A 22935-nucleotide genomic window follows, 5' to 3' on the forward strand; every position below is an offset into this window, starting at 1 on the left:
AAGAGCCCCTAAGCTCAACAAGCAAGCAGATGACCTCTGAATTCGTCGGGGGTCATCTTTTTTAATGTCCACTGGTATCTTTCTGAATTGTAGAAATTGATGTAATCCCTAACTCGAACAACTTGTACTTCCTCAATCGTTTGGCAGTTAATAAAATCAACCTCGTCTTTCATATGACCGAAGAATGACTCCATGGGGGCATTGTCCCAACAGTTACCTCTGCGTGACATTGATTGCTTAAAACCTGCCTCAGCTATGAAATGACGGGTTTTAGGATGTGTATAATGCATCCCTTGATCGGAGTGTATAATGGCCTCCGGATGGATATTCCCGTCCAGTCGCTCTAAAAGGCGTTGAAGTGTCCGTTCAACAATAGGAAGCTCAAGCGTGGCTGCTACGCAATCGGCAAGGATCTGTCTGGTGGCGCCGTCCTTTTCACAGGAAAGGTATGCCCACTGACCGCCTCCATAACGCAAATAAGTGATGTCTGTGAGAAATACTTTTTCGGGTTCACCTTGATCAAACTGGCGCTCTAGCAGGTTAGGGCAAGTCTGGTGCTCATGAGTTGCCTTAGCCATCTTCCGGTAGGGGTTAGCCTGTCGTATGACCGCGACAAGGCCTGCCTTGCGCATGAGACGCCGAATCTTCTTATGATTCATGATGACATGACTGATTTGCTCAAGACGCATTTTTATGACCAGCGCCCCAGCTTTGCCGTTCAGTACTTCAAAATGGTGTTTGATAAGAACGATGTCCTCTTCATCTGCCGCTGCCCGAATTTGGCGTTGATCCTCGGCTGCAAGCCATCTGTAGTAACCGCTCGGACTTACACCCACAAGCTCACACAGATAACGCGTCATGCGTTTTAGGTCATAGGCCCGAATGGTACGGTTAATGATCGCAAAGCGCTCAGCAGCCGTTAGCGTTTCTTTTTCTGCCGCTCGAGCGCTTCGACCTTTTTTAGCAAGTCCACCTGCGCTTCCAGGAGTTTGATCTTGGCCTGGGCTCGCTTCAACTCTTCTTCCACCGCCAACTCACCAGCCGGCTTTCGTCCTGTGCTTTTCTTACCGCGTCGTTCAGTAGCCAACCCTTCTTCGCCGTACAATTCGTATGTTTCACGCCAACGCTTTAAGCTCTTTTTCGGCTTTTGATGTCCGATGACATCGAGGTCGAAGCCTGCACGAATAAAAATCTCCGAAGGTAGTTGCCCCGTCTTGTAACCTTGAAGAGCCTCCAATTTAAACGCAGTCGTGTACGTAATGGCTGACTCGGACGCTTTTTTAACGTTGGGGTTTGCTTCTAACTTTCGTATCTGCTCCTCCGTAAATACAATACGTTTCAACTTCCCCATGACCTCACTCCTCCTCCCTGTATCTCGATTAAAACACAAATGACCCACAAGAGGGTCACTTTTTTCAAAGTGTCCTTCTTATGGGTCACAGTTCATCCCCTAGCTGAAAATATGGCAACAATCAGAAAGAAACCCTGCGTCCAATTCAGTCGCAGGGTTCCTCCTCAATATGGCAGCCGGGATCATCCGGACTGTTGTACCAGCACCGACAGAAGCTTTATCCGGCTTCACTGCCGGCCGTTTCCTCACATAGGGCAACAAGCTTATTCATTGTTTTCCAGTTCCGTACGGTAGACGGTACACCCAGCTTTTCCACCTGAACGGACAGCTTCGAATTGCGGATGCTTTTCCCGTACAACAGATAAATATTGTTGTCAGCAATATGGAACTGATCATTTTGCAAATCCATTGCTTGCAATTTCTCGATCCGTTCAGCGTCAGGCTGCTGCAAAAGCATGGAAACATAAAGACATTCGCCTTCGCAGCCCGCCTGAGCCTCGGCAATTTGCTGCTCTGTGAAGGGACAATCGGCTGCAATTTGCTTGAGCTCATCATAGCTTCTAATAATGACCTTAATAGATAAACCAAACACCTTGTCGATCTGCTGCTCAATCCGCTCCCGTAGCATCGCCTCGTCATCAGCCGAAGCGAAAATAATGTTGCCGCTTTGAATGTAGGTTTGAACGTTGGACAAGTTGAGCTCTTTAAGCGACTCCCGCAGATCGGCCATCTTTATTTTATTGTGCCCGCCCACATTAATGCCGCGCAGCAAAGCAGCGTATATGGTCATTATTTTCGCACCCCTTATGTAAATTTCGGAATATTTATTCCAACTTCTTGTTAATGCATCAAACTTTAATCGCTTTCCAGCAGGCTTCCATCGTCTGATGCACCTGCAGCTCATTTAACGGATATTTATCAATTTGATAGCCTCTAACGACAGAGGTAATAATACCATGGATGATCTGATGACATAACATAACGTTCATCTCTCGTATCATCCCTTGCTTTTGCCCGTCGACGATGATGGACTCCATCGCTTCCCGCGATTCATCCTCCATATTGCGGATATCCGCTGAGATATAAGGAGAGTAGGAATAACTGTCAATGAACCTGTATTCTTTCGGAAAATTAATGGCAAAACGCAGCCTGTTCAATTGAATACCTTTGAACCGCTCATACAGCTCCAACTGGGGATCGTAGCCCTCCAGCATCGTTTCGCCCATATGTATTCTCACTTTGCGGTACACTTCATTGACCAGCTCTTCTTTGCCGCCGAAATAATTAAATATCGTGCCTGATCCTACATTTGCCCGTTTCATGATTTTGGCAAAAGTAACGGACTGCAGACCTTCCTCGTCAATCAAATCCAATGTCGTATTCATAATATCGTTGCGCTTGCTCATCCATTCACCTCATTTCTCTCACTTTAGTATGAACGGAGAGGCTCGTCAATAATCCCAATTGCTGCCTGCCGGTTATTTCGGGCTATTGACAGGGTGGCGAATCGGGTTTAAGATGATCTCGTTGGAATAAACATTCCAAAATCTACGTTAGGGAGTTGAACTTCATATGTCTAAAGTTTGGTTTATTACCGGTAGCTCTCGCGGATTCGGCCGCAGTCTGGCAGAAGCGGTACTTGCTCATGGAGATCAACTGGTCGCTACGGCCCGCAAACCCGAGCAGCTGGCAGACTTGGTTCAAGCCTACGGCGATCAAGTCCGTACTATCCCGCTTGATGTGACCGACTACGAACAAGCTCAAGCCGCTATACAAGCAGCAGTCGAGGCCTTCGGCCGGATCGATGTGGTTGTTAACAATGCCGGCTATGGCAATATTTCCTCAATCGAGGAAACCTCCATCGACGATTTCCGGGCTCAGCTCGATACGAACCTATGGGGCGTTATTCATGTAACGAAAGCAGCTTTACCTCAGCTGAGGCAACAAGGCTCAGGCCATATTATTCAATTTTCCTCCATCGGTGGGCGCAGCAGCGCTCCGGGCTTGGCCGCTTATCAATCAGCCAAATGGGGCGTTGAAGGATTTTCCGAGGTGCTAGCCAAAGAAGTATCCTCTCTCGGCATTAAAGTAACGCTGATCGAGCCAGGCGCTTTCCGTACCGACTGGGCAGGCTCCTCCATGCAGCATATTGAGCCTGCAGAAGCTTATAAAGCATCAGTCGGCCAGTTGATCGATCTGGCCCGTGAGCGTACGGGCAAAGAAAACGGCGATCCGGCAAAAGCAGCTCAAGCCATTATTTCCATCACAAATGAACAACAGCCTCCGCTGCGCCTGCTGCTGGGCAGCGATGCGCTTGCAATTGCACGGGCGGTAGATCAGGAGCGCCTCGGCGAAACGGAGCGATGGGCTGCGCTTAGCGTATCCACCGATTTTGAGACCAAAGAGCTTGACGAGCGGGTGGCCCGCGGTTTCAAGGAAAACTAATCGATGCCAAAAACACGCCCATTGCGGGCGTGTTTTTTCTATTCCCCTCCCTCTAATGCCGTCTGCAGCGGGCCGTTTCGAATCAATCGGGTCAATACCAGTGCCGCCTCTTCGAGAGGCAGCTCCCTTCCCGTATCAAGCCAATGCCGGATAACATCAAAGAAAGCACCGTGAAAATAAGTCATCATAAAAGCTGCCGGAGCCCCGGCTGCTTCTGTACCGGAACGCCTCATCGGCATTTTCTCACTGATACGCGCCCGCAGCCATTGGCCCAGCTTAACGCCAAACTTAGAACGGTCATGATGGAGCCACAGCTTAAAGAAAAGATGATGTTCATTGATATACTGAAAAAACTGAAGGATGGAGGGGAATGGCTGCTCCTGCTCCGCTGAATCAATCAGCTGCTCCGATTTCTGCTGCACAGGCAGAGCCTCCAGCCCTGAAATAACGGCCTCCTCCAATTTGTCCATCAAATCATAAACGTCTAAGTAGTGCAGGTAAAACGTTCCCCGGCTAATGCCAGCCGCCTGGCATAAGCTTCTTACATTTACCGCATCAAGCCCTCTTTCCTCCGTGATTGCATAAAAGGCTTCTTCAATGCGCTTCTTCGTCCGATTCGTCTGCTCGCGATGCTTGCTCATCATTCCCCGTCCATTCCGGCCCAGCTGGCGGCCGCCATAAAATGAACACTTTCGCCAATTGTGCTCATTGTATCTGAAATTGCTCCTTTCTATAATAAACACATCGAACGGCGCAAATCAAAATGCTCTGCAAGAGAAAGGAGTTTTTCACGATGTTAACAAACAAAACGGCTGTCATTACAGGTGCTTCCAGCGGCATTGGGCGCTCCGTCGCTTTGCGGCTCGCCCGCGAAGGCATACATGTGTTCATCACTGGAAGAAGCAAGGAAGCGCTAGAGCAGCTTAAGCATCAAATCGAAGCTGAAGGCGGAAAGGCATCTGCCAGTGCGTTCGATATTCGCAATACGGTCGTGCTGCAGCATTTTATTCAAGAGGCTCATGCACAAACCGGACGTCTTGATATACTAATCAACAATGCCGGCCTTCATCTTCATGGCCGCATCGTAGATACAGGTCCCGACAGCTGGAGAGAAATGATTGATGTGAATATAATAGCCCTGCTGGCAGGCACGCAAGCGGCTGTTCAGTCAATGCGGCTGCATGGTGAGGGCGGACATATCGTCAATATTTCGTCGGGAAATGCGAAAGAACCCGGTAGCGACTTCTATAGCGCTACTAAGCATATGGTAAATGCGCTGGGGCAAGCGCTAACGAAAGAGCTGGCAAGCGAACCGATCCGCATCACGACTATAATGCCTGGCGCGGTCGCTACCAATTTTGGCCGGACACTGGAGCCGGCTCGTGTAGAGCAGCTTGCCCAAGTGCTCGGAATAGAACTGAAATTTACTCCCGGCGATCATCTGCCCGAATCGCTGCTGCAACGGCTGCATGAAGCGATGGGGCAAACCTTCCTGAGCAGTGAAGATATCTCCGATGCGGTGCTATACGCATTAAAGCAGCCGCTTAACATTGTCGTCCGTGAGCTGTATGTTACGGCACCTAACGTATATCTAGGTAATGACGTCTCCTTCTAGAATCGCAAGGCGCACATCCTATCACAGCATGCCGAAAGCCCCTACAGCATCATCTGCTCTAGGGGCTTCATCAAGCCATCACTTGTCCAGCTCAAATTAAATCAAATCAGTTCAGCTTTACCAGCTTCGATTGATACGGCTGCAAGGCAACGGACAAAGTGCCTTGTGCCGTAGTGACGGCGCCCGTCCACAAATCGGTAACCGTATAGGTCTGACTGCCGTTCAATCCGGCGCGGGACAGGCTGACGGACATATTTTTGCTGGCGCTCGTACTGAAATTAAACAATGCGATATAATAAATGCTACCATCCTGCAGAACGAAAGCATCCGCAGCAGCTGTTCCGGTGTTGCCTTCTACCGCCCTGAAAGCTTTACCCAGACGGGCTACGCTATTAACAGCGTTATTCGTCATCAGCTGCGAAACGATCGCTTGCTGAGCAGTGTTCGTCACATCATTGCCGTTGAGAAATACCGTACCGGCGATGACACCGGAATTAACCCGGCTTCTTGCTTCCTCTATATTGCTCTTCAGCACCATATGATCCGGATCGGTATATTTGTACACCGTTCCGTTCTGCCACCAGCCGTAGCTTAACGAGTTGAGCAAATATTCCGTCGACACATCCCCGTTCAAATCGCCGTACACATCACAGGAAATGCGGCGGGCATGTCCGTACTGGCTCGGGAACAGCGGTGCAATGGACAAGGAAATAAACATCGATCCGGCAATCCGGTCGCGGACATAAGCCATCCCCTGATTGTAGGCCTGAATTCCCGTATTCACCGCGTTATCGTAATGGATGCCTTCCAGTGAGCCATGCGTCAGGAAATCCAATTTAATGTAGTCAAAGCCCTTCGATTTAAACTTATCGATAAAATAATTAATCCGCTGCTTGCTGCCGGGATGAGTCGGATCAACCGGATAGGCGCCGTCGAGCGATTTATCCCATCTCGTACCGTTGAATTTTTTCAGCACAATGTCTCCGTACTTATAGCTGGAGCCCTCTACGGCCTGATTCATATCATCGCCCCAATAAACAAAAGGCGCCCAATAGATGCCGGCCTTCTGACCGTTGGCATGCACCGCGTTCACATAATTGGTCAGCTCCGTGTCGCTGAGATTGTCCCAATAGGAATCCAGATTGATATAGACGGTATTGTTATTCGAGAAGTTATTGTTCTGAATGTTGTTCTTGATCCAATTGGAGGTCGCAACCGCATTATTGTAATTCAAGTTCGTCTGTACGCTTCCCCAGCTGTTCCAGCCGAATGGAACACCGCCGCTCCAGCTCATCGCACCGTTCTGAGTAGCGTTGGCTTGCCCGTACTCTTCCATCCCAGTACGCCAGTCCGCATAGTAGCCGACGAAAATTTTCGGCGACCACAGGCTCGTGCCCGTTATTTTGCCATGTGTATCAACATCGCGTGTATTGCTGTTCGCCACCCCGCCGTACACCTGCATCTCCGTAACGTTGTTACCGGTTCCGTAGTACCAGATGCCTGTCTTCCATACATCATGAGAAATAGAGCCCAGCACCAGCCCGTTCCGGCTGTCGTTGTCATAGGTGGCGAAGGCTTCATAGCTTACAGATGAGCTGTTAGCCGGCTTCGCATCGTAACGGACCCATTTGTCATTGTCAAAAGGTACGTTAAGCGCCCGCTTGTTGGCGCTGCTGTTGATGGAGGTTGCGCCGCTGTCGCTTTTCAGAGGAGCCATGTAATTAGAGCTGATCGCAGTCCCCGACACGACTTGAGTATCTGTAAGAAAAAACGGCTTGCCGTCATAAATGTAGTAATTCTGCCTAATATCCGCCTTGCCGGAAGCGGTGTTCACAAAAGTAATCCTCGTGCCCGTGCCAAAGCCGTCATTGAATGTAGCGACGTTGGCTGTCGAGAACGTATGGCTTGTGTAATCCTTGCTCTTGAACGTTGCCGTTGTCGCGAACTCGCTATACATTCCCCCGGCTTTCTTGACATTGCTCCAATAATAATCAGCAAGTCCGTTCGATTTGTTGTACACGATTTTTAGTGCGCCATTCGTAATCGTCGTTGATCCGGCCACGTCGTCCACCGTCGTCTGGTTGTAGGTGTACACAGCTGCAGATGCCTTTTGCGGCGGCAAACCTCCAATCACTGAAGTCCAGAGGAGGGCAGTCACCATCACAAATCGAAAAGCCGTTTTGATTGTCTTCTTCATTATCAAGCCTCCCATTTTATTTATGCAAGCGCTTTCAAATAAAATTATATAAAAAGCTGCCGCCGCAATATATGCTAAGATTCACCAATTCATAGCCGAAAGCAACATTTTGGCTCCTACTTTCCCGCAGCTGTCCCCAATGAAAAATAGTACGCAAATGATTATATCTCGGCAGCCCTGATAATAAAAAAGCCAGCCCCTTGCCGGGGCCAGCCTGCTCTTGCTCTTGTTATTGCTCATTCCAACTATTCACCGGAGATCGCCAGCCATTCCTCCATCAGCTTATCCAGTGAGGAAGCGAGCTCCTCCCGCTTCCTCCACTCTTCTTCCAGCGGCACGTGGTCCGCTTCAGCTGCCATTGCATTTAAAGCTTCGTCCGCTTGAGCAAGCTTGGCTTCCAAGGAGGCAATTTCGAGCTCTAGCTGAGTAAGATCGCGATTAAAGCTTTTGTCAGACTCCGTCACCGCATTTGATCTTCGCTTCTTCTCATCAGCTGCGAGGGCCGAAGGCGTTGAAGATGAAGCTGCCGCCTTCTCTTCCATTCGAGCTATTTCCCGTTTCCTATGTTCGCTATAAGCGTCATAATTGCCGGTATAGCCATTTACTTTGCCGCCCTCCAGCTCCCATAGCCGCTCGGCCAGCCGGTTAATGAAATAGCGGTCATGCGAAATCGCCAGCACCGTTCCCTGAAAATCATCCAGCGCTTTCTCCAGCGCTTCCCTCGACTCGATATCAAGATGGTTGGTCGGCTCATCCAGCAGAAGCAGGTTGGGATTGCGGCTTACAATGAGCGCTAATCGCACCCGGGACCATTCACCGCCGGAAAGCGCGGCGAGCGGCTTAAATACGTCATTGCCATAAAATAAATACCCGGCAAGCACATTTCTAGCTTCGCCTTCTTCGTATTTGCCCTCTGTCCGGAAATAGTCCAGCAGTGTCTGCTTGCTCTCGCTTACCGCCTCTTGCTGAGCCAGATAGCCGATCTCCACCCGAGAGCCTAGTGTGACGCTTCCCTCGTCCGGAGCCTCCATGCCTTGAATGAGCTTGAACAATGTCGACTTGCCGCTGCCGTTTTCGCCAAGCAGCACAACCCGCTCACCGTACAGTATACGGCCTTCCGCTCCGTTTAACAGGACACGTTCCCCGAACTGTTTGCGGATATCCTCGAAAGCAAGGACGATCCGGGCCGAACGGTCAAGCGGAGACAATTCGAAGCTGGCAGTCTTTCGATTTAATTGGGGACGTTTGACCATCTCCATCTTCTCCAGCGCTCTGCGTATTGAAGCTGCCCGTTTGAAAAACTTTTCATTGCCCCCGACCCGTCCCCATTCCTCCAGCTGGCGGATCGACTCCTTCATTTTTTTCACAACTTTTTGCTGCTCTTGAAATTGTGCAAATTGCTGCAGCAGAAGCTGTTCTTTTTCAAGAACATAACCGCTGTAGCTGACCGGATAGAGCTGCGTTCCCCCATCCTCCAGCTCTATCGTCCGGTCAGTCGCCGCATCGAGAAAATAACGGTCATGCGACACGATGATGCAGGTGCCTTCGTACCGGCTCAAATATTGCTCCAGCCATTCCAGCCCCCTCAGATCAAGATGATTTGTAGGCTCATCGAGCAGCAGCAGCTCGGGACGGGTTATTAATTGAGAAGCCAGGACGACACGCGTCTTTTCTCCTCCAGACAAGCTTCCGAAAGCGCGATGGTCATTGCTGCGATCGATTTGCAGGCCGCTTGCCACTTGATCGATCCGCACATCCATCTCATAGCCTCCGCCGCGCTCAAACCGATCTTGCGCAGATGCGTAGGAATGAAGCAGCCGCTCCAGCTCTTCCCCCTCGCCGGCTTCACCGGAACTGGACAAACGCTCCTCCAGCAGCGTCATTTCCCGTTTGATAGCAAGAAGCTCCCGGCATCCATAGGCGAGCGTTTCATATACGGTCAAAGTATCGAATGCCGAAGGAATTTGCGGCAAATAACCGATTTGCAGTCCCTTCCGAATCGCAAGCATTCCTCCATCCGGTTGTTCATGCCCGGCAATCAGCCGGAGCAGCGTAGATTTGCCGCTTCCGTTTCTGCCAATCAGTCCATACTTTCCGCCTTCTTGAATTTGCAGGGAGATGCTGTCCAGCACCAGGTTTGCCGCGTGGTATTTATTCAATTGCTGCATGGTTACAATAATCATAGTAAAGAGCCTCCTGTTATGTCGGAAGACCCCCTCTTGGTACACAAAAAAAGAGCCGCGGCAACAAGCCCGCGACCCTTCAGGATACAAAAAATCCGTTGTGGTTAAGGTAGGCGTCTTCTCGCGAATGGTTTAAACGTATAGCCGAATTTAGACAGACTGATCCCGTTCGCGAAAAACGTGTGAGTAATGCCAGCCATCGAAACTGGAAGCTGGCTTATACGGTTGTTAACCAATTCGTGATTCACCTACCTCACCCCCCTTTAACATAATTAGCCTTACTATAACATAACTTTAGCGATGATGACAACGGCAGCTCATGTCTCCCTGTCAAACGCGAAGCATTACTTTAAAGATTCCGCAAAGCTTTTAATCCCATCCAAATAATCAGAAACTGGATAATCGGCTTTTGCATGCTCATATCCGGGATTTCCTTCCGTCCATACGCAAGTTAGCTCCAGCCGAGTAGTGCCGGCATCTGCTACTATTAATTTGAAGTTCATGTCGCAATAGACCGTCTCGTGATTCTCATTGTAAGCAGGGGCAGGATGCTGTTCATAAGAAAATTCAGCAAACGGTCTGAACGAACGTACAAAACCATATACATGCAGCGTTTGATCACCTTCCGGTCCCGGTCCCCGGAATTCAATTCTGGCTCCCGGCTCGAAGGTGGATTCGATGCTGCATCCGAATAGCGTAGCCCGTGTGCCCTCCGAAGTAGTAATGGCCTTCCACACCTGTTCCGGCTTCGCCTTAATCCCAATCTCGTAAGTCAAACTATTGCTGCTCCGCTCCTGATCCGCCATCTGCCCACATCCTTTTCTTGAATGATGCCTGAGTCCATTTAGCCAAAAATGGATGGCTTATCCATCGTAGTTCAACTCTAACTTGTTTTCAACCGTCTGCCCGTCTCGTTTCCTCGACTATGGCCTTCACCCCTTCATCAATCTGCTCAAGACGAGCCCGGGATATGCTGATTCGCAGAAACTTATCCCGCTCCAAGTAACCGGACAAATAAAACCTCCGGCTGGTAACGACGCTAACTTTTCTCGCTTTAAGCCGGCTGGCCAGCACGTCCAGATTCACGGTTATCGGAAGCTTGAACATCGTATGAATGCCTGCGCTCTCTCGGGCGAATTGGATCAGTCCGCGCTCATCATAACGGTCCAGAGAATGAATCAATTGCGTGATTTTAGGCGTATATTGGCTATATATTTTCCGCTTGTGCCGCTCGTACATGCCGTTTTTAATATAAATCTCCAGTGCGGCCTGGGATAGCAGAGATGTATCGGCATAGCTTTTATAAGTGTGAAATAGAGCAAGCATACGCTCCGGCATCACCGCTGCGCCCAGCCGCAGCCCTGGAAAAATAATTTTCGAGAAGCTTTTCAAATAGATGACATGCCCGCTTTCGTTATAGGAATAAATAGAAGCAAACGTCTGCTCCTGGCCCAAATCGGCCATATAGTCGTCTTCTACAATATAAACGTGGTATTTGGCGGCCAGCTCGGCAATTTTCTTCCTTTCCTCCACTCGAAGAGAAGTGCCAAGCGGATTATGGTAGCGTGACATCGTATAAAAAAACTTAATGCCGCCCGAGCGGAATCGCTCCTCCAGCTCCTGTAAATCGATGCCGTCCGCCGAACGGGCGATCCCGCTCACGGGCAGCCCCTCCGTCTCCAAAAAATGCAAATAAATATCATAGCTCGGCTGCTCCACCAGAATGACCGAATTGCCGTTCGGAAAAGGCATTCTCGCCAATATTTCAAGCGCCTGCTGCACGCCGGAAGTGACGACGATCCGATCGGGCGTTGTAAAAATTTGATCATTCGCCAAGTGAGAGGCTAGTGTCTGCCTAAGCTTGCCGAGTCCCTTCGATTCGCCATAGGTGAACAAGTTATATTTGTAAGTATCGATCGCCTTATTTATGCAATGCTGAAAATCCAAATACGGAACCGCGTTCAAATCCGGGGACGCTGATGAGAAATCTATCGCCCTGCTGTCCGCTTCATTCCGCTTGCTTCCGGCTTTTTCCACCACATAATAGCCGCTTTGCGGAATCGAATAGATAGCATGACGGCGTTCCAGCTCCTCATATGCCCGGATGACCGTACTCATGCTGCAGCCATATCCCTTTGCCGCGCTGCGGACCGATGGCAGCTTTTGTCCCTGCTTAAAAGCTCCCTCCGCGATTTGCTGCTCCATATCGGTAATAATCGCTAAATATTTTTTCATAGCCGCCCCTTTCTGCCGTTCTTATAAGTATAATCAACTTTCAACTGTACCGATACAGTCAAGCAATTTCCTATGGTTAGAGCTCTCAAACTCCTCTAAACTTTAGTTAACAAAGCAAAAACAGATAAGACCGGGAGGCAGATTGGAATGATACCTGAACAACTAAATGCTTTATTTCGCAGCCGAATCGGGTTTCCGGCAGATCACAAGCTCACTTTTGCTGATTTGCCGCGTGTATTGGAGTTGGCAGGGAAAACGATTCCCTTCGAAAACTTCCGCATTATGGAGCGGAACACACAGCGCATTACGCAGCAAAACTTGCTGGACAAAATTTTAGTGCAGGGAGAAGGCGGCCTTTGCTACGAGGTCAATTCGATCCTGTATCTTTTCCTGCTGGAAAATGGCTTCAATGCCGTCATGACTCGAGGCGTCGTGTTTAATAACGAGACCAAGACGTTCATGCCTATCGGCAGAACTCATGCTACCATTCTTCTCACCCATGAAGGCCGGACATATTTGGTCGATTCGGGCTTTGGAGGCAACCTGCCTCTGACCCCGGTTCCATTAACTGGCGAAACGGTGCATACAGCTAATGGCGAATTCCGAATCCGTAATGCAGATAGCGAGCACGGCAATTATCGCTTTGAGATAAAGGTCAAACATAAGGATGCCGACTGGAAAATTGGCTATGTAATCGATTCCCGCATGTTAATATCTGATGTGACTGAGCTTGATGAGCTGCAGCAATTAATTGCGGAGCATGAGCTGTCCGTCTTTAATAAAGATCCGCTCATTATGAAGCTGACCGATGAAGGGAGCATGACGCTGACGGACCATTCCTTTACAGCTTGGCGTAACGGAACGATGACGAAGGAAGAAATCGGGGAGACGCGGTATAAGGAGCTGCTGAAGCAGCATTTTGGAAGGGATGAACCCGTTTAAAAGCAAGCCGAAGAGCAAGGTTTGACCGCCGACGTGCGATCGAGCACCGCGTGCCGCTGTGTGCCACCTGTCCAGATGCGAAATTGATTCCGTAGGTTAGTCTCCGCATGCCACTGAAGAAACAAAATGCAAAAGTGCAGGTTGATACGCCTAAAACGGTCTAAAATCGCGTTCAAAATGTAAAAGTACATTTGAAATCATCCTTTTTGGCCAAAAAGGGGCTTTTTAGGCCAAACAAAATGCACTTTTGCATTTTGAAGCGAAAAATCGTCGAAAAAGCGCCTCACCACCTGCACTTTTACATTTTGATCCGGTTATCAGCCGATTGGTGGCAGGTAGCAATAGGTTATAAGCCGCAGTTCGCACACAGTAAGTGAGTGGAGCGTTTTGAGTTCAGGGGGACTTTTTGCAGATTCTATCCATTGTTTCATCGCGAGAGCGATATCAAAATTGGAATCAAGAACGGCCACTTGAACCAGAACGCGCAGCGAAGCTGCATATAGCTGTGCGAAGCCGCGCGCTACTTGACCAACCGGTTGCGGATCGCAAATACGACCGCCTGCGTGCGGTCTTCCGCACCGAGCTTTTGCAAAATGCGGTGAACATGCGTCTTCACGGTGCTTTCACCAATATAGAGCGCGGAAGCGATCTCCTCATTGCGCAGCCCGTACGCCATCTGCTGCAGCACCTCGCTCTCCCTGTCCGTCAACGGTTCAAAGATTGCAGCGCCGGCACTTCCCCTCCCGGCAGCATCAATCTCAAGCTCGTCTCCGCTCTTCGACCGGATCGCACGGCCGATCACTTTAGCCGCTACCGCGGTGCGGTAAATTGCCTCGCCCCGGTAAGCGGCACGCACCGCCTGAACCAGTTCGTCCGGCGCAGCATCCTTCAGCAAGTAACCGACAGCACCTGCACGAATGCCCTCGTACACATAATCCTCCTGATCGAAGGTCGTTAATATTACGACCTTGCAGTCCGGTTGAAGCTGCATGAGCGTTCGTGTCGCTTCAATGCCATTTCCGCCGGGCATCCGAACGTCCATTAGTATAACATCAGGACGAATCTGTGCAGCCAGCTGCAAGGCCTCCGCCCCGCTCTCCGCTTCTCCGGCAAGCTCCATATCGTCTTGTGCGTTAATAATATAACGCAGCCCATGCCGGACCAGCTGCTGATCATCGGCAACGATAACGCGAATTGCAGCCGGTTCACTCATCTCGTTCACCTCCAGCTTCCCCCGCTTCAACTGCCAGCGGCACTTGTACAATTAGCCGCATGCCATGAGAAGCAGCCTGTTCGATCCGCAGCATGCCCCCCGCTCTCTCACAGCGGGCCTCCATACTGGACATACCGAATCCCGGCGTTAACGGTGATGCCGCTGTCCAGCCGCCGTTATCGGTTACGGTCATCGTTAATACTCCCTCTTCCTCCGAGATTGCAACGTCCACTCTCGAAGCGTTCGCATGGCGAATGACGTTGGTTAGCGCCTCCTGCAAAATCCGGTACAGCAGCTCGGAAATTTCCACCGGCCACTCCGCATCCGGGGCAGTAGCAGACAGCTCGATAGATAGCGAAGCCTGCTCTCGCACCTGTTTGACCAGACTTTCTAATGCTACTAGACCCAATCCCGCCTCGTCGACAGCCATCTGGCGGACAACAGAACGCACATCCTGCAGGCAGCGGCGGGCTACCTCCAATACCGTTTGCAGTGACCGTTCTGCCTCTGGAGCATCCATTTTCATCATATAAGGCAAAGCTTGCAGTTGAACAATAACAGACGTTAATCCATGGCCGATGCTGTCATGCAAATCTCTTGAAATCCGGCTTCTTTCCTCGACGACAGCATAACGGAGCAAATGAACGGTTGCATCCTCCAGCTCCTGATGGGTATGCTGCAATTTGGCATGCGCCTGCTCCAGCTCAGCATATACACTTTGCAGCTCCTCATAATGCTTTTTGTTTGCCAGGTTAGTATCGCGCCTAATTCGTGCATTCCAAAATAAAAGGTAAATCCCCGCATGCATAACCGAATAAAGCAAAATGTTATCGTATGACACCTCATGCGTATAGAAGATGACTGCGTTCCCGGCAATAAACAAAGCGGTCTGTCCGACGGACAAAGCGAATGGAAGCCGGAACGCGGAATAGCCGGTCATAAAGAAGGAGAACGCAATCGCCGTTCCCCAAGCATTGAACCAAATGCAATAGATTGCCATCAGCAGCCAAGTTCCGATAACGATCACACTGCGGGTACGTGGCTTGAAGCGCTCATCCGGCAGCCACAACACAGTTAAATAAATAAGGCTGGCAGCAGCTGCCGGAATAATTCCCGCGGCGGGATGCTGAGGAATTGAAGTCTCGGCCATAATACAGAGCAGGATGATGCTCAGAATAATTTTTCGCGAGTGTTGTTTCATCTGTTTCAACATCATATATGATAGGCGTATGATGAGACCGCGCCGTTCCCCTTATTCACTAATGATTGGATAGTCATCCCATTATAGCACCGTTAGCAGTGAAGCATGATGCAGAATTGCATTACCTTGCAACCAGCTGCCGATACTTTTGGTATATGAAATAACGCCGCGCAATGACGCTGCCAAGCGGAACAAACAGCAAGGCTGTGCTAAAGGACAAGAAGGAGTGATGGGCGCCCCAGTATTCGGCAAACACCTTTACTAGTAATACGGCAATAAAGACGGCAACACCGGCGATGGAGCCCTGTGAAGTGATTTTACCGGTGGACGGATTAACGCGAACTTTTTGCAGCATGCCTCTCCAAGCGCCAAGGGCAAGCCCGATCACAAGACATAACAGGTATAAAAGCAGACTTCCGAATGACAGATCCAGATGCGTGACGTTGGAAAAGGCCAAATAGGTGAAAATAACAGGCATAATCCATAAGCGCGATGGCCGGATTTCTCTCTCCCTTAAGCTTAGAATAACGACGACGATAAGTATAATAATATAGCTGGTCATGTTCATGTTTGCGATTCCTCTTTCTGTGTATGATTGATTGAATGCCACAAACCGATTGTAACGGACCAGCTTGCATTCCGGAGTCCACCTGCAGGTGGATATTTCTTCGACTTAATAGTTGATATGATGAGTTCCATCACAGCAAAAAAACCGCTAGCCATAGGATGCCCTATGGTTAGCGGTTTTACAGTTCATTTTCAATTCAGAAGGTTGAAGCCGGCTGAGACAAATTATGGTGTCGTCGGCACGTTGTACTTCACTTGATCGACCAGCATGCGGCTGCCTGTTTTTTTGACGCCTTTGATCGTGTGCAGTCCGTTCGTTAGACCGCTTATGCTATAAAGCGTTTGCCCTGTCTGCCTCGATGCATGATATGCGTTGACGGTTTGTACAAATACACCGTCCACATAGATATCAATTTCGCCTTGCTCTGGTCCTTTTGGACCAATTAGCGCAGCACCTGTTCCAGTGAAGGTGTACTCGAAAGCGTCGCCGTTCGCTGTCGTTTGATGTACATCCTTGAAGTAATCGCCGCGGAACGAAATCGCCAGACTCGTTACCCCTTCAGGCTGATTCGCCAGATATTGTTTTTTCACCGTCAGTTGATTGCCTGCAACGGTATAATCTGTACCAGCCGTCAGCGCCGCAGCACCATTTTTCACGCCAATCAAATTATCAGCATCGGTAGCCAGTGTCACTGTCACATCAGCTTGCTGAGCCGGTTTTTTATCAAAGCTGGCCTTATCCGGACCAAACAGATTAGATTGCTGAATCCGCAACTGATCCAGAAGCATATATTGACCCGATTTCTTCACCGCTTTCAAGGTATGCGCGCCGTCAGCAAGCCCCGCTGCAACGAAAACCGCTTGCTGCACAAGCCGGTTGGGGCTCTGCGTGCTGATCGTCTGCTGGAAGACGCCATCGATATAAATGTCGATATCGCCCTGCGACATATCCTTCTCCGTTACGAGCTCGATGCCAATGCCCTTGAAGGTATATTCGAAATAATCTCCGTTAGCTTCCGTATACTGCGCATCGTCCTTATAATCGCCAATGCCTCTGTTGCGGCTGTTTTGCCAGCCTCCCTTATACACAATCCCCGGCTCGTCATTGTTGACTAGCACATAACGTCCTCTTGAAGTGTCTCTAACCGCAACCGCAAGCTTCTGCTCCGCTCCTCCGGTAAAAGCAAAGGTCAAGCTGGCCATACCTTCCGGCAGCGAAGACAAGTAGCTCTTGTTAACCGTAATCACATTGCCCGTGCGGGTATAATCTGTGCCTTCTGCCAGTTGAGCCGTACCGTTGAACAGGCCGCTCCAGTCATTGCCGTTCAATGTTAACGAGACCGGAATGTCAGCCTGTGCCGATGCCTTCTTATCAAAGCTGACCGCGCTCGGATTCAGACTGCTGTTCTGAATTGCCGGCGTTCCCGTTACAATAAGCCGGTCAAGCAGCATAAACGTACCTGATTTCTTCACAACCTTTAACGTATGTGTCCCGTCCGGGAGACCGGTTGCACTATATACGTTAACCCCTGCCAGACGACTGGCATTATACGTGCTGACCGTTTGCTTAAATACGCCGTCCAGGTAAATGTCGATATCACCTTGCGATACATCCTTCTCGGTTATGAGGTCAATGCCTGTGCCAGAGAACGTGTATTCAAAGTAATCGCCATTGGTTTCCGTATAGTGAACATCATCATTATAGTCGCCAAGCCCGCGATTCCAGCTATAGCCCCATGTGCCGGTATACACAATGCCGCTGTCATTATCGTTGATGGATACCGTCTGCGGCGTTACGCCAATCACATCGATGGACAGCGTTTGTTTGGCACCGCCTGCAAAGGAGAAGGTCAGCCGGGTCTTGCCCGCAGCCTGTGAAGCCAAGTATTCCTTCTTGATCGTCACCGTTTTGCCAGAGACGGTATAGTCCGTGCCAGAGATAAGCGCGGCACTGCCGTTGCTGATTCCGGTTAATGCAGGTCCGCCTTGCGTCAGTGTCGTCTTCACATCGGCCTGCGCCGTCGTCTTTTTGTTAAACGTTCCCGCCGCCGGGATAATATAATCTGGCAAAGTCACCTTTAATTGATCAAGCAGCATGAACGTCCCTGATTTTTTCACGGCCTTTAAGGTATGGAGCCCCTCGGTTAGTCCGGAAATCGAATAGACGGTTTGCCCTGCCAGACGGCTCGTATGATGCGTGCTGACCGTTTGCTTGAAGACGCCGTCCACATAGATGTCGATATCGCCCTGGGAGCTGTCTTTTTCCGTCAATAACGAAACGCCGGTTCCCCAAAATTCATACTGGAAATAATCATTGTTGGTCTCGGTGTAATGAACATCATCCTTGTAGTCGCCGAAGCCGCGGTTCCAGCTGCGCTGCCACGAGCCTGTATACACGATGCCTGGATCGTCATCATTTAAGGAAAGGATAACGCCATTGGTCGTATCGCTTATCTCAATATCCACATACTGCACATTGCCCGCGCTGAACGTAAATTTCAGCTTGGCTTGTCCCGTTGGCAATCCGGCCAGATAGCCTTTCTTAATCGTAAGCTGGGTACCCGATACGGTATAGTCTGTGCCGCTGGCCAATGTCGCCGTGCCGTTCGCAATTCCGCTAAGGGTATTGCCGTTCAGCGTCAAATCAACTGTTATATCCGCTTGCGCAGCTGTCTTCTTATTGAAGCCCGCTGCTGCCGGGTAAACCAGGCTGTTCTGTACAGTGGAATCGCTTACATGAACAATCAGATTTTGCGAGCCGCCTGTTTCCTCCACGCCGCCGTTTCTGCTCCAGCTTCCTGTGTACTTGAAGCCGTGGTCGTCATCATTCGCTGAAACGGTGCCGCCCTTCGGATAAACCTTCAGCAAGCGTGAAGCATGCGAAGCCAGATTAACCGAGCTAAAACCGCTGTTGAACACGCCCAAATCGCTGTGGCTCCATAAGTCGCGGACAGAGGCTGATCCGTCGATGCCCAGCTCGCTCCAATTTACATTTACCGTCGCCGCGCTGTCACCGAGATTGAACAAAGCGACCGTGAAGCTGCCGTCGCCGTTATTGGCGTACCAGACCTGCTGCGGCGTCTCCGTAGATAACGGACGTACTGGCCGTCCCGCTTGGTTAACCGCAATGACTTCCTCATTCGTCAGCAATCCGATGCCAAAGCTGTCCAGATTCGTCATGTCGTTGCCGATATAGAGCGGCGCAGCTGACATCGCCCACAGCGTCATTGCGGAGCGGCGCTCGTCCTGCGTAATGCCGTCCATTGCTCCGTTGCCGATATTCATTGAATCGAAGTCATTCCAGCCGCCCGGGCCGCCATGGCGCCACCATTGCTCCTGCTTCTGAAACAGCCGTGCGATGCTGCTCCATGTCGTCAGCCCTTCTTCGCAATAGCATTCAATATCCCAGTCTACACGCCAGCCATTGGCATACTCTTTCCAGTAGTCGGCGTAGTTGATGTCGAGCGCCCACGACAGCTCCAGCCAAATGTTATGCTCTGCCAGCGCTTGCGACCATGCCGCTACGTCATCACGCGCATCCATAGACAAATCGGAAATGCCCGAGCCTGGTGTTACACTATCAAATTTCAGAAAATCAATGCCCCATTCCCCGTACAAATCGGCGATGGAATCAATATAGCTTTGCGCACAAGGGTTAGAGAAGTCGATCTTGTAGCCGATTCCCCAATAATCGGCGGATCTCAGCGGCTGGGCCGCGATATCTTTCATCGAACAGCCCGGTGCTCCGTAGATTGGCAGATCATCCTCATAGGCTTTCGGAGAGAGCCCCGGAATGCCGTAAATACCGATTTTTTGCCCATTGTTGTGTACGTAATCGATGACTTCCTGGAAGCCGTTCGGGTAATGCACTGTGCTTGGAATCGGTCTTCCGTACCCGTCCATGTCCCCGTTCCAGCCTGCATCAATGTTGATGTACTCATAGCCGTAAGGCTGCAGCGTGGTGTGCATCGCATCGGATTGCGCTTTAATGGTCGCGGCGCTTATCCAATGATTCTGGCCGGTGTATACCTGCAGACTGTAGCTGCTCCAGCCCATATACGGCTTGGCCCCTAGACCATTGTCAGCTGCTTGTACAGTTGCCGGAGCTGGTGCCAGTATCCCTAGCTGTGCTATTACTATTACAAAAACTAATACCATTAACCGCTTTCTGCCTGCTTTAAGTATCGATTTGACTCCCACATCATTCATCTCCTTCGGCATTTGAAATAAAAAAACAGGCGCCCTATTGTTAATCAATGAGCGCCTGTTGCGTTAGTAGGTTATTCGTTTAGAAGGATGCGTCATATGCTTTTTGCAAAATTTCCAGGTAACGGTTCAGTTTCAAGCTTTCCAGCCCTTTAATGTACGCATCCCAATCTTTATCCAAGCTCTTGTTGCCGGTAATGAATTGCAGCGAGCTTTGGTCGATGTAGGAGCGGATGTTCGTTTGCAGAATGCTGGATTCGTCCATATCAGCCGCATCTACCCAAAGCGCCCAGAGCGGGAACAGCTCTTTAGGCTCATGTCCTTGATAGAGCAAAGTGGCTTGATACAATCTGCGCTCATAGTTTGCGGAATCATAGATGTCTGTGCCTTGAACCCAGCTGTCGCGGTACTCTTTCGGCATGAAGAAGTGACCCATGCCGCTCCAGCCCGCATTGCGCGGAGCTTCGCCTTCAACCGCAGGAATTGGAGCAACCATCGGCGTTACGCCTTCACCAAGCGCAACCTCGCCTTCTTTCGGTTTTCTCCAGTCAATGCCTTCCATACCGCTGGCGCCGTTGGTTTGGCCCTCAGGCGTGTACATATAATCCACCAGTTTAATCAATGCAATTTGTGCTTCCTTGCTTGCTTTGTTCGTAATTGCGAATTTCGCGCCAGGGTTTACGCCGCCGCCGTCATGTGTCGCAAGCGACACGCCGCCAGGACCTGTCAGCGGAGAAAGCGGATTGTAATCCTTCGAGTTTTTGTTGCCTCCATCGATGTTAATGAAGATAGCCGGGTGCATGCCTGCGCCTGCGCCAAGCAGCTGAACGTCGCCGTTTTCGCCGATTTTTTTGAACGCCTCGGCGTTTTGCGTGAAGGCGCCTGGATCGATCAAGCCTTCGTCATACAATGATTTGATATAAGCAAGACCTTGTCTCCACTCTTCCGTAACCGCGGAAGACTCTACTTTGCCATTGTTCAGGCGGAGATGGTTGCGGTCGTCGTCATACACGAACGCATTCATCAAGAATGGAATGATCCGTACGCCGAAATCCTCGATCGAACCGCTGAGCGGCACTTCGTCGGCTTTGCCGTTGCCATTTGGATCTTTTGTTTTGAACGCTTTCAGCATATCTTTGAATTCTTCCGTTGTTTTCGGCATTTCCATATTCAGCTTTTCCAGCCACTTCGTGTTGACCCACATTTTGTTCGGGTACGAGCAGTGGAAACATTGCGAATAAGCAGTCAGACCGTAAATATTGCCGTCCGGCGCAGTAGTCAGCGCTTTCAAATCCGGTTTCGCTTCCAGAGCTGCTTTAATGTTAGGGGCATATTCGTCGATCAGGTCGTTAAGCGGAATCAGTACGCCTTGTTGGCCGAACTTCACGATATCTGCTTGCGAGAACTGGTCGATGTAATGCGTCAGCATGTACACGTCAGGATAGTCGCCGCTGGCCAAAGAGATTTGGCGTTTTTCTTTCGCGCCGTCCGGCGGAGTCGTCTCCCACTTGAATTTGATGTTGAATTTGCCTTCCGCAAATTGTGTAAATTTATTCGTTGCCCAATCCAGGTTAGGCTCTTGAACAGCAAAGACGCTAACCTGAACCGGCTTAGCTGCCTCAGTCGAGTTGCCTTCGCCGGCCGGCGTGTTACTGCCGGCATTGCCTTTGTCATTGCCCGACGAGCATGCTGCCAGAACTAAGGTGATGGACAAGACGAGTACCAATAGACTTGCGATGTTCTTTTTCAATGTCGATCGCTCCCTTTTTAATGGTTCGGTTGTTCGTATTCCTTCATGCCGGGATCACCTGCTATCGGCATCACTCCTTCCAATGAATATCCAGCAGCTTTCCATAACGTTTTCGTTATCCCTTTTATTCCTTTTATCCCTTCACGGAGCCGACCAGCAGCCCTTGCACGAAGTGGCGCTGCACGAACGGATAAATAACGAGAACAGGCAAAGTCGCGATAACGATCAGCGAATATTTCAACAGCTCAGCCAGCTGCTGACGCTCTACTTGCTTCAGGGCATCCGTAATGTTGGCGCTGTTATTCTGAATAATGATGCTTCTAAGCACGAGCTGAAGCGGGAACAGCTTCGCGTCCTTCAAATAGATCAAAGCATCGAAATAGGCATTCCATTGGCCTACGGCATACATCAGTACCAATACGGCTAAGACCGGCTTGGATAAAGGCAGTACGACGCTCCAAATGAACCGGATATCGCTGCAGCCGTCGATTTCCGCTGCTTCCATCAGCTCCTCTGGAATCGAGCTATGGAAAAACGATCTTGCAATAATGACTTGCCACACCCAAATCGCGTTAGGAATAATAAGCGCCCATCTTGTATCGATCAGGCCCATTTCTCTCACGACCATATAGGTAGGGATCAAACCGCCGGAGAAAACCATCGTGAACGTAATGATCATCATCAGCGCGTTGCGGCCGAATATCGTCTTGCGGGACAGCGGGTACGCAATCATAACCGTGAGCATTACGCTGACAAACGTACCGGCCGCTGTGTACAGCAATGAATTGCCGTAGCCGCGAAGCACAAGCGGCGTCTTGAACAGCGTCTCATAGCCCTTGAAGGAAATATCGACGGGCCATAGCCACACCTGGCCGGATGAAACCGCAGCTGGGCTGCTTATAGAGCTGCTGACTACAAACAGCAGCGGATAAAGAACAACGATTAATACGATACTCAGAATGGCATAAATAACGGCCATTACTATTCGATCGCCTCTGGATTCCTTGATTGCTTTGCTCGCTGAAGCCAT

Annotated in this window: 17 protein-coding genes; 3 read left to right on the forward strand and 14 right to left on the reverse strand. The window is 50.2% G+C overall.

All coding sequences use genetic code 11. The features are described 5' to 3' along the window. Positions 1-14: 14 nt before the first annotated feature. From ACFVVF_RS08620 to ACFVVF_RS08630, 3 genes are all read right to left on the reverse strand, one after another. A protein-coding gene (locus ACFVVF_RS08620; RefSeq protein WP_387808943.1) for an IS3 family transposase occupies positions 15-1342 on the reverse strand; the annotation gives its coding sequence in 2 pieces (ribosomal slippage) (positions 15-955 and positions 955-1342; 1329 coding nt in all). A gap of 226 nt (positions 1343-1568) precedes the next feature. Then, on the reverse strand, positions 1569-2141 hold the full coding sequence (locus ACFVVF_RS08625; protein WP_387807186.1) for a DUF1697 domain-containing protein: 573 nt from the start codon (positions 2139-2141) through the stop codon (positions 1569-1571). Between the two features lie 58 nt (positions 2142-2199). Next, complete coding sequence (locus ACFVVF_RS08630) at positions 2200-2757, reverse strand: TetR/AcrR family transcriptional regulator (RefSeq protein WP_387807189.1); 558 nt, start codon at positions 2755-2757, stop codon at positions 2200-2202. Positions 2758-2923: 166 nt separating this feature from the next. Between ACFVVF_RS08630 and ACFVVF_RS08635 the strand changes: the two genes are divergently transcribed. Next, positions 2924-3796 carry an oxidoreductase gene (locus ACFVVF_RS08635; RefSeq protein ID WP_387807192.1) on the forward strand — a complete coding sequence of 291 codons (873 nt, stop codon included), beginning with the start codon at positions 2924-2926 and terminating at the stop codon, positions 3794-3796. A 38-nt stretch (positions 3797-3834) separates the two neighbouring features. On the opposite strand, the gene ACFVVF_RS08640 is transcribed toward ACFVVF_RS08635, so the two are convergent. Next, complete coding sequence (locus ACFVVF_RS08640; protein ID WP_387807195.1) at positions 3835-4440, reverse strand: TetR/AcrR family transcriptional regulator; 606 nt, start codon at positions 4438-4440, stop codon at positions 3835-3837. Positions 4441-4589: 149 nt separating this feature from the next. On the opposite strand from ACFVVF_RS08640, the gene ACFVVF_RS08645 reads away from it, so the two are divergent. Continuing rightward, on the forward strand, positions 4590-5411 hold the full coding sequence (locus tag ACFVVF_RS08645) for an SDR family oxidoreductase (protein ID WP_387807198.1): 822 nt from the start codon (positions 4590-4592) through the stop codon (positions 5409-5411). A 106-nt stretch (positions 5412-5517) separates the two neighbouring features. Here ACFVVF_RS08645 and ACFVVF_RS08650 read toward each other — a convergent pair whose 3' ends face one another. From ACFVVF_RS08650 to ACFVVF_RS08665, 4 genes are all read right to left on the reverse strand, one after another. Continuing rightward, positions 5518-7608, reverse strand: a complete 2091-nt coding sequence (locus ACFVVF_RS08650) for an alpha-galactosidase (RefSeq protein ID WP_387807201.1) — start codon at positions 7606-7608, stop codon at positions 5518-5520. Between the two features lie 245 nt (positions 7609-7853). Continuing rightward, entirely contained in the window at positions 7854-9791 is a 1938-nt protein-coding gene (gene abc-f / locus ACFVVF_RS08655; RefSeq protein ID WP_387807204.1) for a ribosomal protection-like ABC-F family protein, read from the reverse strand. 344 nt (positions 9792-10135) lie between these two features. Continuing rightward, positions 10136-10597, reverse strand: a complete 462-nt coding sequence (locus ACFVVF_RS08660) for an SRPBCC domain-containing protein (RefSeq protein WP_387807207.1) — start codon at positions 10595-10597, stop codon at positions 10136-10138. 88 nt (positions 10598-10685) lie between these two features. Further along, positions 10686-12026, reverse strand: a complete 1341-nt coding sequence (locus tag ACFVVF_RS08665; RefSeq protein ID WP_387807210.1) for an aminotransferase-like domain-containing protein — start codon at positions 12024-12026, stop codon at positions 10686-10688. A gap of 147 nt (positions 12027-12173) precedes the next feature. Here ACFVVF_RS08665 and ACFVVF_RS08670 point away from each other — a divergent pair, with 147 nt between their 5' ends. Beyond that, positions 12174-12968 carry an arylamine N-acetyltransferase family protein gene (locus ACFVVF_RS08670; RefSeq protein WP_387807212.1) on the forward strand — a complete coding sequence of 265 codons (795 nt, stop codon included), beginning with the start codon at positions 12174-12176 and terminating at the stop codon, positions 12966-12968. Positions 12969-13488: 520 nt separating this feature from the next. Here ACFVVF_RS08670 and ACFVVF_RS08675 read toward each other — a convergent pair. The 6 genes from ACFVVF_RS08675 to ACFVVF_RS08700 form a co-directional block, all read right to left on the reverse strand. Continuing rightward, complete coding sequence (locus ACFVVF_RS08675) at positions 13489-14181, reverse strand: response regulator transcription factor (RefSeq protein WP_387807215.1); 693 nt, start codon at positions 14179-14181, stop codon at positions 13489-13491. After that, positions 14174-15397: a sensor histidine kinase gene (locus tag ACFVVF_RS08680; RefSeq protein WP_387807217.1), complete on the reverse strand. Its 1224-nt coding sequence runs from the start codon at positions 15395-15397 to the stop codon at positions 14174-14176. The genes ACFVVF_RS08675 and ACFVVF_RS08680 overlap by 8 nt, the downstream gene beginning before the upstream one ends. 106 nt (positions 15398-15503) lie before the next feature. Then, positions 15504-15950 (reverse strand): CcdC protein domain-containing protein, encoded by a 447-nt coding sequence (locus tag ACFVVF_RS08685; protein ID WP_387807220.1) that lies wholly within the window; start codon positions 15948-15950, stop codon positions 15504-15506. Positions 15951-16174: 224 nt separating this feature from the next. After that, positions 16175-20158, reverse strand: coding sequence for a X2-like carbohydrate binding domain-containing protein (locus ACFVVF_RS08690; RefSeq protein ID WP_387807222.1), 3984 nt, complete (start codon positions 20156-20158; stop codon positions 16175-16177). A 79-nt stretch (positions 20159-20237) separates the two neighbouring features. Continuing rightward, complete coding sequence (locus ACFVVF_RS08695; RefSeq protein WP_387807224.1) at positions 20238-21905, reverse strand: ABC transporter substrate-binding protein; 1668 nt, start codon at positions 21903-21905, stop codon at positions 20238-20240. 133 nt (positions 21906-22038) lie between these two features. Beyond that, complete coding sequence (locus ACFVVF_RS08700) at positions 22039-22935, reverse strand: carbohydrate ABC transporter permease (RefSeq protein WP_387807226.1); 897 nt, start codon at positions 22933-22935, stop codon at positions 22039-22041.

Origin of the sequence: Paenibacillus sp. NPDC058174, assembly GCF_042883865.1 — a bacterium.
Classification (GTDB): Bacteria; Bacillota; Bacilli; order Paenibacillales; family Paenibacillaceae; genus Pristimantibacillus.

What these genes read in the sequence shown, in the direction of transcription:
- abc-f (WP_387807204.1), bottom strand. Translation starts at nt 9,791, where the DNA reads ATGATTATTGTAACCATGCAGCAATTGAATAAATACCACGCGGCAAAC.
- ACFVVF_RS08690 (WP_387807222.1), bottom strand. Translation starts at nt 20,158, where the DNA reads ATGAATGATGTGGGAGTCAAATCGATACTTAAAGCAGGCAGAAAGCGG.
- ACFVVF_RS08670 (WP_387807212.1), top strand. Translation starts at nt 12,174, where the DNA reads ATGATACCTGAACAACTAAATGCTTTATTTCGCAGCCGAATCGGGTTT.
- ACFVVF_RS08630 (WP_387807189.1), bottom strand. Translation starts at nt 2,757, where the DNA reads ATGAGCAAGCGCAACGATATTATGAATACGACATTGGATTTGATTGAC.
- ACFVVF_RS08675 (WP_387807215.1), bottom strand. Translation starts at nt 14,181, where the DNA reads ATGAGTGAACCGGCTGCAATTCGCGTTATCGTTGCCGATGATCAGCAG.
- ACFVVF_RS08625 (WP_387807186.1), bottom strand. Translation starts at nt 2,141, where the DNA reads ATGACCATATACGCTGCTTTGCTGCGCGGCATTAATGTGGGCGGGCAC.
- ACFVVF_RS08660 (WP_387807207.1), bottom strand. Translation starts at nt 10,597, where the DNA reads ATGGCGGATCAGGAGCGGAGCAGCAATAGTTTGACTTACGAGATTGGG.
- ACFVVF_RS08635 (WP_387807192.1), top strand. Translation starts at nt 2,924, where the DNA reads ATGTCTAAAGTTTGGTTTATTACCGGTAGCTCTCGCGGATTCGGCCGC.
- ACFVVF_RS08640 (WP_387807195.1), bottom strand. Translation starts at nt 4,440, where the DNA reads ATGATGAGCAAGCATCGCGAGCAGACGAATCGGACGAAGAAGCGCATT.
- ACFVVF_RS08700 (WP_387807226.1), bottom strand. Translation starts at nt 22,935, where the DNA reads ATGGCTTCAGCGAGCAAAGCAATCAAGGAATCCAGAGGCGATCGAATA.
- ACFVVF_RS08680 (WP_387807217.1), bottom strand. Translation starts at nt 15,397, where the DNA reads ATGATGTTGAAACAGATGAAACAACACTCGCGAAAAATTATTCTGAGC.
- ACFVVF_RS08645 (WP_387807198.1), top strand. Translation starts at nt 4,590, where the DNA reads ATGTTAACAAACAAAACGGCTGTCATTACAGGTGCTTCCAGCGGCATT.
- ACFVVF_RS08650 (WP_387807201.1), bottom strand. Translation starts at nt 7,608, where the DNA reads ATGAAGAAGACAATCAAAACGGCTTTTCGATTTGTGATGGTGACTGCC.
- ACFVVF_RS08665 (WP_387807210.1), bottom strand. Translation starts at nt 12,026, where the DNA reads ATGAAAAAATATTTAGCGATTATTACCGATATGGAGCAGCAAATCGCG.
- ACFVVF_RS08685 (WP_387807220.1), bottom strand. Translation starts at nt 15,950, where the DNA reads ATGAACATGACCAGCTATATTATTATACTTATCGTCGTCGTTATTCTA.